The sequence below is a fragment of the Butyrivibrio sp. AC2005 genome (genome assembly GCF_000424145.1).
Classification (GTDB): domain Bacteria; phylum Bacillota; class Clostridia; order Lachnospirales; family Lachnospiraceae; genus Butyrivibrio.
Window position 1 is genome coordinate 1 of record NZ_AUJI01000067.1, and the last position, 14,936, is coordinate 14,936.

The following is a 14,936-nucleotide window of genomic DNA, read 5'->3' on the forward strand; positions in this document are numbered from 1 at the left end:
TTTTGGTATAATGTCAACGACCAAATCAACATCTCCGAAAAGGACTCAATGCTCATGAACATTATACTTTATTTACTTGAAATCATCCACCAACTCTATCAACAGAATTGCTGGCTTATTAACTTCATCTGCAGATATATACCGCTCAAACAGTGGGCTTTCGATGACTCACATTCTCCCAAATATCAAAAGTTCAAAGTGGATGAACTTCCTAAGATTGTCTATTATCATCAGGACTGGGACTGGAAGGACCTTAACAACTACTATACTCAGCGCTATGGCAAACCCGTTAAACCAATCAAAAGACGTTCAGAATGCGATATCCCGGAGGAATGTTCTTGTCCATCATGTCATGCACCACAGCCATATCTCTACAAGAACAATGGTAAAGCTGGACAGCTCATGTGTAAGATCTGCCAGACTACTTTTACGCCTGAGGACAATCGCTTTGATAAACAGTTATCTTTAAAATGTCCTCACTGCCAGCATACTCTTGTACGTATAAAAGACCGTAAGCACTTCGCCATCCATAAGTGTGTTAATCCCAAATGTCCTTACTATCTCAGCAACCTTAAAAAAGTCGATAAAGAGGATCTATCCGAAGAGAATGGCAAGTATAAATACAAGCTTCACTACATCTATCGCGAATTCTCGATAGATTTTTTTAAGATGGATCTGAACTCTCTTCCAAAGAATGCATCCTCACTTAAATTCAGCAAGCACAACGCCCACATCATGTCCCTGTGCCTTACGTTCCATGTCAATCTCGGACTGTCTTTGAGAAAAACAAGACAGGCATTATCTGATTTGTATGGGATATCTATATCTCATCAGCAGGTTGCTAACTACTGTAAGACAGCTGCCATCTGTATAAAGCCTTTTGTTGACAATTACCCTTATGAGAAAGGCAATGCCTTTGCTGCGGATGAAACGTACATAAAGGTGCGCGGCATCAAAGGTTATGTCTGGCTTATTCTGAATGCTGCTACCAGAGCCATCATCGGTTATCAGGTATCTGACAACCGTGGCGTAGGTCCATGCATCCTTGCAATGAGAATGGCATTCAAAGGTATGTCTGAGCTTCCCAAAAATTTCAAGTTTATCGCTGATGGGTATAGTGCGTATCCGCTTGCAGCCCAACAGTTCTTTAGGCAGTTCGGTGACAGATTCAAGTTTGAGATCACACAGGTCATCGGTCTCCAGAACAACGATGAAGTGTCCAAAGAATACCGCCCTTTTAAACAGATGATTGAGCGTCTTAACCGCACCTATAAGGCATCTTATCGAATCACTAATGGGTTTGATAACTACGATGGCGCTAACTATGATCTGACTTTGTGGGTTGCCTACTATAACTTCCTGAGGCCTCATAAGTTCAATGACTTCAAACCACCAGTAGTTGATGACATACTATCCAAAGCTGAGAACATGCCTGCCAAGTGGCAGCTCATGATTTACTTTGGTCAGCAAAAAATCATGGAACTTCAGGCAGCCAGCTGATTGTTCTTAGATTCTGAGCCTGAGGTAATAACCCAGCCACCGCTTCAGCGGCTTGCCCTTGATGGCACAAAAAATAACTGCTACACTGCTGAAATCGACGGAGAAAATCTAATTGTTCTTGAGTTCTTCGCCGTCGGTGATTAACCTACAGCAGTTATTTTTTGTGCTGTCAAGGGTGGCGTCAGGTTACCACAACCTACATATCTACATTTTCAAGGTTCAATCTGAGCCTATTTTTTTGACCCAGTTTTTTCATAGATCATTTGACACTATCTCTAAAAATCATTTTCGTTGCTTTGTTCTGATCTGATTTATTTATACTCTCAAGAGCTCATTATAAATATCAATTTTCTCATGTTTTTATAAATAATATGTGGTAAAATATTAACCGGTTCAAAAGTCAGGGAATACCGGTTCAGAGGAAATATCATGCCAAAAAGAATATCAAATCCAAATGCACAGGTAGCTCTTAAGGATTTCATAGGCAGGGAAAACAACTATATTCATTTTGAATACGAAGATGAAATGAAGCAGTACGAAATGATGAAGAATGGCGACCCAGGAGCCGCCGATGAAAGTCACAAAATGATGGCAGAAAACACTTCAACTCTTGCCGATGATCCTGTTACCAATATGAAATATCTCATGATCTGCAACGCTACTCTCATGACAAGGTTCGCCATTGAGGGCGGCCTTAACTCAGAAACCGCCTACAACACAAGTGACCTTTACATCTATAACATGAACAAATGTACCACAGTACAGGAAGTTCTGGATCTGCATTACGAGATGGTCACATTCTTTACCGAGCAGATGCAGAAGCTGAAAAAACAGAATGTCTACTCAAGGCAGGTTATTCTCTGCATGGACTATATCGACCATCACCTGCATGAAAGCATCCGCCTGGATGACCTTGCTGCTTTTGTAAAGCTCAATAATAACTATTTCTCTACTCTGTTCAAAAAAGAAACAGGATATACTGTATCAGAGTATATCCTGTCCCGAAAGCTTGAAGTCGCAGAGAACATGCTGCGCTTTTCTGATTATTCATGCGCTGAAATAAGCAGCTTTCTTGCGTTTAATTCCCAAAGCTATTTTACGCAATGTTTCAAAGAAAAGAACAGCTGCACTCCGGCCGCATTCCGAAAAGCCCATTTTAACAAGCATATTAAGGGACGGCATAAAAAACTCCCGGTATAACTTACTCGTCTCCAATATTCCCACTAAAGAAATCTCACTGATTCCATGTTGATTCATTTTCAGATGTAGTCAATGATTCCTTGGATAGCGTCTGTGATATTTATAATGTCAGGATAATGTATCCTATCAATCTTTGAATAACCCCTGATATTCAAATCAAGGAGTGCCATTTTTTCACATTGCACATAACCTTCTACGTCTTCAGTTTTGATATGAATATGTAAAGGCCCAGCTTCTCCTTTTTCAAAAATAGGACAGCCAATTATTTCATGAGTCTGATTAAAAAAATCCTTACTTACAACAAGAACCGGCTTCTTGATATGCTCAATCTTAAGAATATCCCCCTGATGCAATTCTTCCTTCATTCCCAAATCTCTCTTCCTACCGGTTCACCCCAGCCAAATTCGCCGTCTAAATGGAGCTGCCCACCAAATTCTGCAGCACGTTCTTCCAGTGTTCTATGTCTAAATGGTTTAACAAGCATTATCATGCCATTAGATACCTTGACATCGAGAACATCATCAACCGAAATAGCTGCCTCCTGAAGCACTTCTTTGGGTATTCTAATTCCCTGACTATTTCCCCATGCTTTAACCTTAGCCTGCATAAGCAATACCTCCTCTTTGTATATACATTGTATATCCCCGAGGCAAAAAAATCAACTTATTCACTGAAACCTGTCAGTATGTGTATAATCCCATCTTTGACAGTCTAAATGCGAGGAAAGCCTGTAAATAAGGGAAATCCTCGCATTTTCAAATACGATGGTCAGAAAATTGACCCTCGTTCAACTCAACTGACACCAGGTTGTACAAAAATGATAAACTTAATACCCTGATCCAAGCCTTATTCTTGCGACCAGTCTTCCACCTTCAAGCCTTCTACTCTTTCAAATTCTCTGGTGTTGTTTGTTACAATCGTCATTCCTAAGGATTTACCATGAGCAGCAATCAGTATATCCATAGGACCGATTATGTTACGATTTTTTTCAAGGGCTACTCTTATCTTTCCATACTCTTCAGCAGCTTTCTGGTCAAAATCAAGGACTGATATATTTGATAAGAACAGCATAAGACCAAGCCGTTTTTTGCTGGGATTTACATTCTTTTCTACCCCATGCATCAGCTCAGCATAAGTTATAGAGGATATGCAGATATCCTCAGCCTTATGAGCTTTGATATTCTTTATGACATTCTCAGCCTGATTGTCCTTGTTACGAAGTACAAAAATACATATGTTAGTATCAAGCATGTACTTCATAATTCTTCGCGCTCCTGGACAATATCATCTGCTCTTCCATCTTCCATGAAATCTTCTCCCATCATAGCGATGGCAGCATCCAACCCAGCCCACTCATCTTCAGGAGAAATTAGGAATACGATATTACCAATCTTATGTACATTGACCTCAGATCCCTCAAAGCGACATTCTTTTGGAAGTCTTACGGCTTGGCTTCTTCCGTTCTCAAATAGCTTTGCAGTTGTCATAACAATACCTCCATGAATAATCGGAACTTGTTTGCTATAATTAGTATATACTGCGGTATATACCATGTCAATGCTATTCTGTAACGAAGGCAATCCATTTTGGGTCATTTTCATGCCTTTGTGATTTTGTTCATGTTTTTACCTTTGTCTCACCTTATTTATCCAATATCCAGTATGTATGATAACCATGATTAAATACTTTTGCGCTGGATGGTACCTGACAGATGCAGTTATAAACGTTCACAATGTCACCAACCGCGCTAAATACCATGCAGATGGAATACAGTACTATTGCTACTGCTACCAATACAGGGAACGAAATGAACTGAGCTAGAATAATCCACATGATAAATGGTGCAATTCCAAGCACTAATGCAGGTCCCAAAGACATGATTATAAAACGCCCTTTACTTATGAGGTCCTCGCTATAGACAAACAGTGCACCCATGGAAGGGGCTACATAAATCTCTTTTTTCGCTGCCCTTGGAAACAAAACAGCATGTATATATTCATGGATCCACATTGAAACAATAAGCAACGCGGTACATATGCCAAAAATCAGTACCATATATTTCATTTCACTTCGAATCATTTGTTTGGTTATACCGGCATAAACATCTTTCATCGTAAGCCAGGAAATGCCAACCATTACAAGGATTACCGGCAGCACAATAAAAGAACCGATAGTGAAGGCCTCCCATGTTGTGCTTGGTTCTTTAAATTGAAAAGCGTGGGATGGTAATTCTTTATCGCTTGCAATAGTATCTATACTTCCTTTGAGAGTTCCCTTATATTCTATATTCCACATCTATTTAATTAAGCCTTTCTAGGATAGCCTGTTCTTCTGCTCTATCCCTCTTCTGCTTCTTTTTTGCCATAATTATTGCTCCTATGATCAGAAAAACTATCCCAATCAAGAGATATCATATTTAAGCCTCATTTCTATATTCAATAGTCACTTCTTGAAGCATTTATCTCTTATACGAAGCTCTTCCAAGCTGAATAGGATTACGGTTAAGGCTAACCCACTTCACAGCCATTTCTTCTAAAAGTTCAACAGGCTCTTCGCTGCAGCAGCCCTTATTCGGCTGGAGATCCTTGATAGCTTTCTCTGCATCACCTTCTGCTTTAAGAAGGGCCTCTTTTGCTGCTGCATAGTCGACTCCTGCCTGATTCATTACCTTTTCAATTGCTTCGAGTGTAATTTTCATGATATTTTCCTCCTTATGCTTCCTTAGTCAAAAGACCAATTATCATTGCAACAACAAGTATCGGGAATGCTATGTAAAGCAGTCCTCCAAATACCATTGCTATTAAAATGAACGGAAGGAACACAAGGTAAAATGCTACCTTGATCATGCTCCAGGAAAACTTAAAAGCAAATCCTATGAGCTTTCCGATAAAACCAAATAAACAAACCATAAAAAGAATTGTCAGTAACATGATCATCACCATCCTTCTATATGTACCAACGACTACTGTTTCATCTCTATGGTCATATTGTAAGCAAAAAGGTGGCTCTGTTACATATCAAGTAGAGCAAAAAATATATCCATATTTTCCATTCTTCGTGACTTAAAAGAAAAGCAGACCACCAAAGCTGATGGCCCGCCAAAACATAAGCTATTTATAAACTCTTTACAAAATCACTTTTTCCCTATAAATGTAACGCATTTATCTCCACCTGTATGCCTCCATACCCATATGCCGGCTTCAGTCAAAGCACCATATTCATATTTTATCAAATAAATCAATGATATCCTTCATAGCCTGCCTACATCCTTCATGTGTAAAGCCATGTGCTTCTCCATTCAGAATGACCAGTTTTGCATCCATGTATTTTTCTTTCGCATTGCGAATTGCCTCCATTGGTACCAGCTCATCCTTATCGCCATATATGATAAGTAATGGATTTGTATACTTTCCAATGTGATCAAATACATTATAATTTCTTATTGCTTCAAAATAACATTTACCAAGAGTCATATCCATAAGCTCCGTAACCTCTGGAATACCGTCAGCATCAGGATAGTTTTTACGCCAATCATCCGGGATATTAAATGCCGGATAATATAAGGCTGCTGCATTTACCGCATTCTGCAATTCTTCCAAGGCGAGTGCGCTTACAAAACCGCCCTGGCTTCCGCCAAAAAGGAACAGCTTCTTCCCAGAGACTTTTGCATTGGAGGAAATATCCTTAAATACCGCCAGCAGATCATCTTTCTCGGTAAATACAGTCATTTCTGTCGTCTTAAGACCGATGCTTTTTGTTCTAACAGATCCACCACTAAAATCAAAAGCATACGCAAGATAACCGTTTTCAGCAAATGTTGTACATTCATATTCAAAGTCATCGTGAATGCCATTATATCCATGACTTAGAATAACGGCACCCTTTATATCTTTATCTTTAGGGAAAAACCATTTGCCATAGATATTTCTTTCCCCATTATGAACAATATGTTCTTCTTTTATTATCTCCATTTTCATCAACTCTTGACTGCACCCGCAGTCATTCCTTCAACAATGTATTTCTGTGCCAAAAAATATACTACCACTGTAGGTATCATAGCAAGTATAGCTCCAGCAAAGGCAACACTCACATTTGATGAATACTCTCCAAAGAAAGTATATTGCATCATCGGAATGGTTCTTACTTCCTTCTTTTGGCATATTATCATGGACATGCCAAAATCATTCCAGGAGTTCAAGAAAGATAATACAAAAACTGTCATATTTATCGGTTTCAAAAGCGGAAATACAACTTTAAAGAACGTCTGATACTTATTACATCCGTCAAGCATTGCTGCTTCTTCGAGCGAAATAGGTATGCCTTTAACAAACCCTGCATAAAGAAACACCACATATCCAACATTCATTCCCACCTGCGTAAGCACAAGCCCCCAAAGAGTATTAAGTGCATGAATAGCATTAAGCTCTCTATATAATGGAAACATAAGAGTTTGAAATGGTATAAGAATAACAAATTGAAAAATATAGTAAAAAGCGTCGTAAAATTTGTTCTTTTTTCTTACTATAATATAGGCACATGTCGATGACACAACCATTACAGTAAATACCATGAACGCTGCGACTATAATGCTGTTTCTAAATGCTGTAAAGTAGTTAGGAACCTGGATAGCCTCTAAAAAATTCTTTAAATATATCGATGTAGGGAATGCGAGCTTTGTTCTGGCAAACTCAGTTCTTGACTTAAAAGCATAACAAAAAGCCACATAAAACGGTGCCAATATGGTTATCGAGATAATGGTCAGAACCAGACCTCTCATCATATCCATCCCAAATCTGTTATTTTTCGTCATAGATCAATTTCCCTCTTTCTTAGCTGCTTTGTTATAACTGTTGATATCACAATACAAACTACTAAATAGATCATTGCAACCGTCTGACCATAACCCACTTTGTTGTATGGGAATAAGTATTTGTAAATATAATATGTCATTGTTGTTGATGCATCACCAGGTCCACCACTGGTTGCAACCGTGGCATAATCAAACATTCTAAGCCCTCCGGCAAGCCATAGCGGTATGCAATATGTAAATGCAGGTGCCAGAAATGGTATGGTAACGTTTTTGAATCTTTCCCAGGCATTAGCCCCATCAACAACTGCTGCTTCCATAACATCTGAAGGAATTCCCTTTAGTCCGGCAAGGTATACCATCATAGCAAGTCCTGATTCCTTCCAGATACACATTCCACACAATCCAAGCATTACATATTTTTTGCTTACTAACGGATTTTCAAGTCCTATAAATGAAAAGAAGTCATTATATACATACATCCACATTTGTGATACAAGAACAAGACTTATAACAAGGGGGATAAATATAATACTCTTAAAGATGTTCAATCCTTTGAGCTCTTTGTTAACTAAAAGTGCAAGCCCCAGTCCTATAAGGTTAACGCACACAACCGTTATAACTGTGAAAATGGCTGTGTTTTTTATTGGAACCAAAAGGTCTTTATCATGAAAGACTGTATTAAAATTTTTAAATCCTACATACTCTTTAACTGGTGAGATCCCATCCCAACTTGTGAAAGTAAACTGTACTCCAAGTACTAAAGGAATCAGAATGACAAATAATAGAACCAAAAATGCTGGCATTAAAAAGGACAGATCCACTAATTCACTTTTTATATCCATCTTTTTATTGCCATGTCTTTTTGCTCTTAACGAGCTTTCATCCTTTTTTTGCGCAAAAAGCACCCTGGCAACGCCATCTACAGGTCCTGCCTTAATACGTTCAACATCCATTATTGTTATCTCCTAATATTAGGAGCAGCTAAGAATTTTAGCTGCTCCAACAGGTCATCATTTATTAGCTGCGGAAAACTTATTATCGAGAGTTTCACAGAACTGTTCATTAGTCATATCCGGAGTTACTGCAAACTCGAGAAGTGTCTCACCCCATGATGAGAAGTGCTGGCCTGAGAATATTGTTCCTGCAGTATAGTTACAAACTTTACCGCTAGAAATGATGTCTGCACAATCTTTCATTGCATCAGGAACATCTGTCATCTGAACATCATTAAGAATCGTTATTTCCTGGGTTGTCGCACACCATTTAGCATTTGTCTCTGGTCTGGTCATATATTCAAAGAAAGCTTCAGCTATATCATGATTTGGAGAATCCTTAACCATCATCCAGCAATCGCCAGCCGATATCGGTATCAGATTATCTGCTGCGTTGTCTTCAGAAGGATACATAAATGCACCATAATTTCCATCAGGATTATAGTTCATAACTGCACCAATTCCCCAGGTTCCAATGATAAGCATTCCTGCCTCACCATTAGCGAACATCTGTTCTGCACGATCGGTGTTGATTGATCTCTGGTCTTCGTTTTGATATTCCATGATCTCTCGCCATTGTGTAAGTGACTTTGCAAGTTCAGGGTAGTCTGACGCTGACTTGCTTCCAGCGAGCATCTCATCTTCAAACTGAGCCATTTTTGAGTATGGTGCCCCATAGAATATTGTATAGAAATTAGCACCTACTGATATTCCGTCCTGATAACCTGCAGTACATCCAACATATCCAGCATCTTCAAGCGTTTTACAACAATCGATAAACTCTGAATAGGTAGTAGGTACTTCAAGTCCAACCTCATTGAAAATATCTTTGTTGTAAAGAACGGCATTCGCAAGTACATCGAGAGGTATTCCATATACCTTTCCATCAATTTCTACATTTTGAAGTGTGTTCTGCTGTACACGGCTTACGAATTCTTTACCAGTAAGATCTTCAATATTTCCTGCAGTTACAAACGTAGAATATGTCTTGGGCCCACCGAATACAACGTCAGGAACATCTCCAGTAGAAAACTTAAGCTTTAAAACATCCTGATAGTTTTCCAGCGTTGTAGATTCAAGGTTCACATTAACTCCAGGGTTCTCTGCTTCGAAGCCGGTCACCATTTCATCAAGAGCTGCAATCTTCTGAGGTTCAGACAGATAATGAACTATGTTTAATTCTCCAGACAATTCGCCACTTTGCGGAGCCTCAGCAGTTGCTGTCTGTGTATCTGCCACTTCAGTCACAGCCGTTCCTGCACCTTGATCAGTTGTTTCAACAGGCGTGCTCCCACATCCTGCCAAAAGCATACTGCCCATTACTGTACTAAGCATTAAACTTAACAATCGTCTTTTCATCTTAGTTACCCTCCCGTGTAATTTTTGTTTACACTCCTATTAAACAATTGCTTGAACATAAAAAAAATGCCACAAAAATTACATTTTCTAGGAAGAAAGCAATAGTTTTTTCAACATTTTATATCAGTTTTCAAACATACTCCTTAGGAGATACCCCTGTATATTTTTTAAATGTCTGATAAAAATATGCGTAGTTACTGTAACCAACCATCTCTGCTATCTCATATACTTTATATTGCCCGCTTTTTAATAATTTTACTGCTTCCTGAGTTCTGATCTTATTAAGACAAGTCACGAATGTCTCACCGGTTTCTTTCTTTAATATCCGACTTACATGTGTACCTGTAATTCCTATATGTTCAGACACATCCTCAAGAGTTATGTCTTCAACATAGTGCGAATGTAGGAAATCCAGAATACTACGGGCTTGTGGAGAAATAGTCTGAGCATTGGATAATTGCTTTTCTATAGTTTCAGCAAACTCTCTCATCCAGTCAAACGTGTCGCTTATACTTTCCTTTTGAGACAGCTCTTTAATGCATGCCTGTACATCCACAAATCCATCACTATTAACGGTTTTTTCATTCACAGCATAGCACATGAGCATAACTGCCTGTATCAAGTTATTTTTCATATAAGCCACATCATATGTATCGTCAGCCTTGAACTGATCTAATAATTCGTCCATCTTTTTGCTGATTTCACCATCTGATTCTTTACATGAATCATATAGTTCATGTAATGCCTTCATCTTGAAATAATCAGAATTGTTGCTTTTACTCTGAAGGCTTGCATAATGGACTATGGTCCTGTTTTCCAGGAAAAACCTCCCATTCTTTGCAAATATACATTGATCAAACAATGCCGTAATATCATCAAAAATTGATGATGCCTGGCTTAAAGTAATATAAACCTGATATCCCCGCTCTTTATTCTTATGGAGGATATCGTTTGCTATGCCTATAGCCTGTACATTATACTCTTTAGAAAATCTTGCCATTTTAAAGGAAAGCAGTAATAAATATCCTTCTTTTCTCCATGTTCCTTTTACAACAGAGCTAATACTTGCTTCAATCTCTTTTTGTGATTCTATAAAGCCTTGAAGCCATTCTTTGTCTTGAACATTCTCCGGAGAAACCAGAACGAGCGCATAATCATGCATTCCATATTTTTCTTTGCATATCCTAAACAATCTCTCAGTTGGCTCTTTAAGGCCATTGATAGCGTCATGAAACAGTTTTTCCTCTATCTCTTCCTCTGTTTCTTTAAGTCTTGCCTTATATTTTTCTAATTCCTGATCAATCTGGTCATGATCTTTCCTTCCTGTCTTTTCCTTCAATTGATTGACTGCTTTATGCAGTACCTGCATTAACTCAGAATCATCAACCGGTTTTAAAAGATAATCCCATACTCCATATTGCATGCCTTTTCTCATGTAATCAAAATCATCATACGCAGTTACCATGATAAAAAGCGGTTTCCTATCGGATCCTGACAACCGTTCTACAATGTCCATTCCACTCTTCCCTGGCATTTTAATATCAAGCAAAGCTATATCAGGAACGAACTCATCTATCATTTCATTTGCACTATCACCGTCAGAAGCCTCTGCCACAAGTTCACAGCCTAATTCATCCCATTTGATAGATTGTTTAAGTGCTGTCCTTGCCAGTTCGTTATCATCTGCAATAAGTATCTTATACATTTGCTTCTCCCAAAGGTATTTCTATTTTTATTGTAGTACCAATTTCAGGTGCTGAATCTATACTGATCACCGCATCAGAACCATACATATACTTAAGACGCTTTTTAATTGAACCGATTCCAATATGCTTCCTATCCTCTGAAGGATTAACTGTTTCGACTTCACTGTTTATAGCTTTATCTACTTCATCTTGAGACATACCACAACCATTATCAGAGACCTCAATGATCAACTTTTCCTTAGCCTCAGCATGTATTGCAATCATCGCATCTTCCTTTTTATCCTTGAAGCCATGAACTATACTGTTTTCTACAATTGGCTGCAGTATAAGCTTAGGAACTTCCATCATAAGAGTATTTTCATCACAGTCTATTTCCCAATCAACCTTGCCACCAGTAACCAGCTTTTCAAGCTTTAAGTACTGGTTTATGTAATCTATCTCTGACTTGAGTGTTACGGTTCCATCTGTATCAGTAAGACTTACTCTTAGTATTTTTGATAGAGCGCCGATAGTGTCAACTATTTCCTGTTGTCCATTTAGCTTTGCCATAGCACTCATAGACTCTAATGTATTATAAAGGAAATGCGGGTTTAGCTGGGTAACCAGAGCATGGTACTCTGCTCTTTCTTTTTGCACCTGTTTCTCAGTAACCTCTGCGACAGTATCTTTTAGTCTTTGATTTAAATCATTAAATGTTTGTACAAGGTACTCCGTTTCATCCCCGGTGATGGGTTTTATCTCTTCAACGTCTTCTCCGTTCTCTAAGCGCTTCATTCCTGCAATTAGTGTTCTTATATTTGTTGTTATATTATCAGCTACTTTAGACGCAATAACGACACTAAAAACTAGCAATACAACCTCAAACAATGTAATGATTGCAAGCAGATGATTTAGATTGGCAAGAGATTCATCACGTTCCACCAATCCGGTAAGATTCCACCTTTTTTTTGAAATAGGTGCATTCATAGTAATATACTTTTTTTGCACAGCTTTGTTGTCTGCGGGATCCTTAATCGAGTCGGTTGCATAGAGTATGACATCATTCTCATCCCTTACAATAAACGGCATGAAGTCACTCTTACACAGCGTTTCGAAATATTTGTCATCTATTTCAAGACAAAGAAAAGCTTGCTTCTGTAATGAGTCTACATCGATTACATTTTTAATCAAAAATATGCTGTCTGGTCTATCACTAAACCTTCTCCACAGCATAGTTCCGCGATTCTGAGTAGGCAGGCTCTTTATCTCATCAATTCCCTTCCACACCATAAGGTCTTTATATGCCTCGTAGGTTTCATTTCCTCCGCTCCAAAAAGCAATAGTTCCGTCTGTCCTTTCTACATAACAAGTCTTCACATCTATATCATTGCTGCCAACAAGCGCAGTAAAGGCTTTGATCTCAACGTTGCTATTGATAAGCCCGTCTTTTACCTTATTAGGATAAAACAATGCGGTATCGTTAATTTTATAAGTTATATTTTCTTCCATCTGAAGAATATTCTTAGATATGTTGACTGCCATATTGTCTATTGCCTGCTGACCATAATCGCCAATTTTATTCTCGATATCATTTTTGTATATAAAATAAACGATGGTATCCACAAAAAGTGTGGTTATCAGAACAATAAGATAGACTGAAAGAAAGAATTTATTTTTTATAGTCTTTTTGTTGTTTCGCAATTGTATTCACCATCTTTTCCTAATCATTTTTCATTTTATTATATCTTTTTTCAACCCGCACCGAGAAGAAAAAACATTACAATGCAAAGCATCGCTACCGGCGCTACTGCCCTAATATCCGTTATTGCAGTACCGGTAACACTCCTTGCCGGACTCCTTATATCAACGAAACGTAAGAAATAACATACTTACAATAAAAGAGGACTGCACAAAAATGCAGTCCGTTCCTTTACCTATGCAGTTGCATATATTAAAAAAAACGGGATACTCCTACTCGCCCCAATAGTCGATAGATTCCTGGGTTCTTCCTGATATGCCAAAAAGCTTTAGCATAAAGTCTTCTTTCTCATTAAACATATTTACTATAACGACAGATGTCTTTTCTGTTCTGTAAATAAAATAATTGTGGGAAGTAAAGAGATACCAGTAGTCAGTATCCACATCATACATTTGTGAAATCTGAATCCCAATCCGGTCATTATCTGAAAGATGATGGATATCTCGCATAATCTTCGTCATAGTATCAACTGATGTTTCACCACCATACTTCTCTGTAAGTTCTTCCTTTAGGGCTTTGAGCTTTCTTTGAACAACTTTTGAGTACTCTATCTTTTTCAAAGTTTTACCCCCAGCTCCTTAGCCAGTTCGTCTTCAGAAACAGTCCCCTCAGTCTTAATTGACTGTTCCGCGATAGCCATTTCATATTTAAACTTGTACAGAGCAAGCTCTTTCTCAATATCATCAAGCTCTTGCATATCTATCATTGTAATATCACCATGACCATTTTTGGTCAGGTAAACCCTATTGCCATAACTGACATCCCGGGTGACTTCCGTGTAATTTCTAAGATCTGATATAGGCTTAATAACTGGCATGATACTACCTCCGCATGCATGGTTTATTAATATCATTATAGGATTCGCTGAATAATTTGTCTACTAATCATTCAGCAAGCCTATCAATACCAGCCAAGAATAACTGGACACAAAAACACTCCCGTAAAATAAATAATGTTCGCGCATCGCTACCGGCGCTACTGTCCTAATATCCGTTATTGCAGTACCGGTGATACTCCTTGCCAGGCTCCTTATATCAATGAAAAGAAGTAACATACTTGCAATAAAAGGGGCTGCACAAAAATGCAGCCCTTTCCTTTGCCACTCACCTGCCAAGCATATTTAAAATCTTACCCTTAAAGGTATTATCTCTTCTTCGCTTTTTTTCAGTATTATGCGTAGCAATGTTTTAACATGTATATACAGATTACATCTAATTTACTATCTCCTCATATTTTTTCCACACATAATCTATTAAATCAGGATTTCCAATCAGAGTGGTCTTATCCCAAATCTGGGCGACATTACCCTTACCAATAATTACGACTTCATTTTGCCAATTTCCATGATTAGCATAAGCCTTTGAAAAAAGTCCCAGACGCCCTTTTTTATCCAGCTCAACATCGTCAGAACTAGCTAAAAAGAAGCGACATAATAGCCGGTTGTAAGGTTCCTTTTCTGGTAGGGCTCGAAGGGCTTGTGAAAAACGTTCAAATTCATTATTTGCAAAAATGAGCACGCATTCATCAAAGCCTTTTGTTATCACATATTGTTTATTCTCTAATAGCTTTATTTCCCATTTTATGTATGCATGAATACACTTTTCATTTCCTGCATCATAATCATAAATAAC

General features: G+C 38.2%; 19 protein-coding genes. 3 read left to right on the top strand and 16 right to left on the bottom strand.

The window, feature by feature from the left end; all coding sequences use genetic code 11:
- Positions 1 to 54 precede the first annotated feature (54 nt).
- The 3 genes from G602_RS0116255 to G602_RS27100 all read left to right on the top strand — a co-directional run bounded on the left by G602_RS0116255 (position 55) and on the right by G602_RS27100 (position 2,700).
- On the top strand, positions 55 to 1,500 hold the full coding sequence (locus G602_RS0116255; RefSeq protein ID WP_026659584.1) for a DDE-type integrase/transposase/recombinase: 1,446 nt from the start codon (positions 55 to 57) through the stop codon (positions 1,498 to 1,500).
- Entirely contained in the window at positions 1,501 to 1,644 is a 144-nt protein-coding gene (locus G602_RS30615; protein WP_155829907.1) for a hypothetical protein, read from the top strand.
- Between the two features lie 285 nt (positions 1,645 to 1,929).
- A complete protein-coding gene (locus G602_RS27100) occupies positions 1,930 to 2,700 on the top strand; it encodes an AraC family transcriptional regulator (protein WP_044932498.1) in 771 nt (256 codons plus the stop codon).
- Between the two features lie 59 nt (positions 2,701 to 2,759).
- On the opposite strand, the gene G602_RS0116270 is transcribed toward G602_RS27100, so the two are convergent.
- The 16 genes from G602_RS0116270 to G602_RS31080 all read right to left on the bottom strand — a co-directional run.
- Positions 2,760 to 3,065, bottom strand: coding sequence for a type II toxin-antitoxin system PemK/MazF family toxin (locus tag G602_RS0116270; RefSeq protein WP_026659926.1), 306 nt, complete (start codon positions 3,063 to 3,065; stop codon positions 2,760 to 2,762).
- Positions 3,062 to 3,307, bottom strand: a complete 246-nt coding sequence (locus G602_RS0116275) for an AbrB/MazE/SpoVT family DNA-binding domain-containing protein (RefSeq protein ID WP_026659927.1) — start codon at positions 3,305 to 3,307, stop codon at positions 3,062 to 3,064. The genes G602_RS0116270 and G602_RS0116275 overlap by 4 nt, the downstream gene beginning before the upstream one ends.
- A 239-nt stretch (positions 3,308 to 3,546) precedes the next feature.
- Complete coding sequence (vapC, locus tag G602_RS0116280; protein ID WP_026659928.1) at positions 3,547 to 3,960, bottom strand: type II toxin-antitoxin system tRNA(fMet)-specific endonuclease VapC; 414 nt, start codon at positions 3,958 to 3,960, stop codon at positions 3,547 to 3,549.
- On the bottom strand, positions 3,957 to 4,187 hold the full coding sequence (gene vapB, locus G602_RS0116285; RefSeq protein ID WP_026491868.1) for a type II toxin-antitoxin system antitoxin VapB: 231 nt from the start codon (positions 4,185 to 4,187) through the stop codon (positions 3,957 to 3,959). The genes vapC and vapB overlap by 4 nt, the downstream gene beginning before the upstream one ends.
- A gap of 154 nt (positions 4,188 to 4,341) precedes the next feature.
- Positions 4,342 to 4,995: a DUF3267 domain-containing protein gene (locus G602_RS0116290; protein ID WP_026659929.1), complete on the bottom strand. Its 654-nt coding sequence runs from the start codon at positions 4,993 to 4,995 to the stop codon at positions 4,342 to 4,344.
- A gap of 163 nt (positions 4,996 to 5,158) precedes the next feature.
- Positions 5,159 to 5,398 carry a hypothetical protein gene (locus tag G602_RS0116300; RefSeq protein WP_026659931.1) on the bottom strand — a complete coding sequence of 80 codons (240 nt, stop codon included), beginning with the start codon at positions 5,396 to 5,398 and terminating at the stop codon, positions 5,159 to 5,161.
- 13 nt (positions 5,399 to 5,411) lie between these two features.
- Positions 5,412 to 5,636: a hypothetical protein gene (locus G602_RS0116305; protein WP_242835642.1), complete on the bottom strand. Its 225-nt coding sequence runs from the start codon at positions 5,634 to 5,636 to the stop codon at positions 5,412 to 5,414.
- A 282-nt stretch (positions 5,637 to 5,918) separates the two neighbouring features.
- The gene (locus G602_RS27105) at positions 5,919 to 6,671 is read right to left on the bottom strand and encodes an alpha/beta hydrolase family protein (RefSeq protein ID WP_196808706.1); all 753 of its coding nucleotides are present in this window, start codon (positions 6,669 to 6,671) and stop codon (positions 5,919 to 5,921) included.
- 5 nt (positions 6,672 to 6,676) lie between these two features.
- Positions 6,677 to 7,510, bottom strand: coding sequence for a carbohydrate ABC transporter permease (locus G602_RS0116315; protein WP_026659933.1), 834 nt, complete (start codon positions 7,508 to 7,510; stop codon positions 6,677 to 6,679).
- Positions 7,507 to 8,463 (bottom strand): carbohydrate ABC transporter permease, encoded by a 957-nt coding sequence (locus tag G602_RS0116320; protein WP_049945285.1) that lies wholly within the window; start codon positions 8,461 to 8,463, stop codon positions 7,507 to 7,509. The genes G602_RS0116315 and G602_RS0116320 overlap by 4 nt, the downstream gene beginning before the upstream one ends.
- 57 nt (positions 8,464 to 8,520) lie before the next feature.
- Positions 8,521 to 9,861: an ABC transporter substrate-binding protein gene (locus G602_RS0116325; protein WP_081676049.1), complete on the bottom strand. Its 1,341-nt coding sequence runs from the start codon at positions 9,859 to 9,861 to the stop codon at positions 8,521 to 8,523.
- 130 nt (positions 9,862 to 9,991) lie between these two features.
- Positions 9,992 to 11,566, bottom strand: coding sequence for a response regulator transcription factor (locus G602_RS0116330; protein WP_026659936.1), 1,575 nt, complete (start codon positions 11,564 to 11,566; stop codon positions 9,992 to 9,994).
- A complete protein-coding gene (locus tag G602_RS0116335; protein ID WP_026659938.1) occupies positions 11,559 to 13,247 on the bottom strand; it encodes a sensor histidine kinase in 1,689 nt (562 codons plus the stop codon). Before G602_RS0116335 ends, G602_RS0116330 begins: the two co-directional genes overlap by 8 nt.
- Positions 13,248 to 13,517: 270 nt before the next feature.
- Positions 13,518 to 13,865: a hypothetical protein gene (locus G602_RS0116340; RefSeq protein WP_026492976.1), complete on the bottom strand. Its 348-nt coding sequence runs from the start codon at positions 13,863 to 13,865 to the stop codon at positions 13,518 to 13,520.
- Positions 13,862 to 14,122: a hypothetical protein gene (locus tag G602_RS0116345; RefSeq protein ID WP_026492975.1), complete on the bottom strand. Its 261-nt coding sequence runs from the start codon at positions 14,120 to 14,122 to the stop codon at positions 13,862 to 13,864. Before G602_RS0116345 ends, G602_RS0116340 begins: the two co-directional genes overlap by 4 nt.
- 394 nt (positions 14,123 to 14,516) lie before the next feature.
- Positions 14,517 to 14,936, bottom strand: a 420-nt coding sequence (locus tag G602_RS31080; RefSeq protein ID WP_442855919.1) for a division/cell wall cluster transcriptional repressor MraZ, incomplete at its 5' end; no start/stop codon positions are given.